Origin of the sequence: Streptomyces sp. NPDC056527 (genome assembly GCF_042794475.1) — a bacterium.
In the GTDB taxonomy this organism is placed as follows: domain Bacteria; phylum Actinomycetota; class Actinomycetes; order Streptomycetales; family Streptomycetaceae; genus Streptomyces.
On record NZ_JBHTTQ010000228.1, the window covers coordinates 1 to 2,078 of the forward strand.

At 66.3% G+C, this 2,078-nt stretch carries 2 protein-coding genes; both read left to right on the forward strand.

Going from position 1 to position 2,078, the window contains the following annotated elements; all coding sequences use genetic code 11:
• Window positions 1-489 (forward strand): hypothetical protein (locus tag ACFQ7Q_RS38055; protein WP_383563834.1); only part of this gene is annotated, 489 nt, incomplete at its 5' end.
• 132 nt (window positions 490-621) lie between these two features.
• On the forward strand, window positions 622-2,064 hold the full coding sequence (locus ACFQ7Q_RS38060) for an NF041680 family putative transposase (protein WP_383563837.1): 1,443 nt from the start codon (window positions 622-624) through the stop codon (window positions 2,062-2,064).
• Window positions 2,065-2,078 lie beyond the last annotated feature (14 nt).

Genomic DNA, 2,078 nt, shown 5'->3' on the forward strand with positions numbered 1-2,078 from the left:
AGCTTGTTCTTTAACATCTGGACCTGTCAGTGCCTGGTTCTATCCTCCGCTGAACGTCACGGATGGACTGGGAGTCAGGCTGTGCAGATCGCAGGGGTAGACCTGTACGTGAATCACCCGGTGATGGCGCTCGGTTCGACCGAGTGGATCCCCACGACGCTGGCCCTCGACGGCGCTCCCGCCGCTGGGTGCGACACGCACGTCATCATTCGGGTGCAGGCCCAGGTTGCGCTGGTCAAGGTCCGCGTCTTCAAGGATCACGGTGACGCGGATGACCACGGAACTGACAGAGAGCTGCTGACCACCGTGTTCGACGGGCATCTTCTGCTGAGTGACGGCCGGCTCGTAGTGGGGGACGTCGTTGGCGAGAGCCGATTCACCACTTCCCTGCTCGGGAAACCAGGTAGGCGGCGGGTTCGGGTCTCGGTTGACGATCCGCAGGGATGGGCTCGTGCCGTTGACGTCGTCATCAGCGCCGAGACAGTGTGACGGAGCCGCTTGCCAGCTCGAACGATCTTCGAACTAAGTGGCTCACGCGGGGATTCGCCGGACGTGGGGGCGGCCTCCGTCTGATCCTGTGCTCCGACCAAGGTGCACGTGACCAAGACGAAGGCCGTGAGGGTGAGTCTGCTGCCTGATGCTGTCCGGAGGGAAGCGTTCGCGGAAGCGTCACGCTTCCGGGGCGAGTTCTACAAGTGTCTGACCGCGCGACGCGACGAGTTGTTCGAGCTGGTGGACGCGATGCTGTGTGCGGACGGGGCGGTGAAGACGCCGGTGGACCTGACGTTGCTGCCCGAGCATCGACGTGGCCACGGAGCGATGTATGGCGGCCTGAACCACGGCAGGATCGACGCCGACCAGCTGCGTATGGCGCTGGCCGGACTGTCGCTGCCGCGGTTCGACGGCGGGCGCCTGGTTCTGGCCGTCGATGTGTCACCTTGGCTTCGTTCGGACGCGCCGTGCTCGGCGGACCGGCTGTTCTGCCATGTCTACGGCCGTGCGAAGACGGCCTCGCAGTTCATTCCGGGCTGGCCCTACTCCTTCGTCGCTGTGCTGGAGCCGGGCGCCACGTCCTGGACCGCGATCCTGGATGCGGTGCGGCTGGGGCCGGTGGACGACGCGACCGCCATCACGGCCGACCAACTGCGAGGTGTTGTCGAGCGGCTCGTCACCGCCGGCCAGTGGAAGGCCGGGGATCCGGCCATCGTGATCGTCAGTGACGCGGGCTATGACGTCACCCGTCTGACCTGGGTCCTGCGCGACCTGCCGGTCGAGCTGGTCGGCCGGGTCCGCTCCGACCGCGTCATGCGCCTGCCGAAGCCACCGAGAATGCACGGCGTCAATGGCCGACCGCCTAAGCACGGCCCGGAATTCCGCTTCGCCAAACCGGAGACCTGGCCCGAGCCGGCCATCACCACGATCACGGACACCACCAACTACGGCAAGGCCGAAACCCAGGCATGGGACCGGGTCCACCCCCGGCTCACCCACCGGTCCTCATGGCTGGACCACGAAGGCGAGCTGCCCTTGGTTGAAGGGACGCTGATCCGCCTGAAGGTTGAACACCTGTCGAAGGACCGGGATGCTCCGCCGGTGTGGTTATGGTCCTCCAAGACCGGCGCCACCCCGGATGACGTGGACCGCTTCTGGCAGGCGTTTCTCCGTCGCTTTGATCTGGAGCACACCTTCCGCTTCGCTAAACAGACCCTCGGCTGGACTACCCCGAAACTCCGCACCCCTGAGGCCGCGGACCGCTGGACCTGGCTCCTGATCGTCGCGCACACCCAGCTTCGGCTCGCCAGGCCCCTCGCCGCGGATCTCCGCAGGCCCTGGGAGAAGCCCGCCACCTCCGGACGGCTCACCCCGGCCCGGGTCCGCCGTGGGTTCAGGAACATCCGCGCTCATCTCGCCTGCCCGGCCCGCGTTCCCAAACCCCGAGGCGCCGGACCAGGACGACCACCCGGCGCCAAGAACAAACACCGGGCACCCCGCTACGACGTCGGCAAAACCGTCAAACGCCCCGAGACCCTCAAGGCCATCGGCAAGCCTGGAAGATCTTGGTAGATAAAGAACAAGCT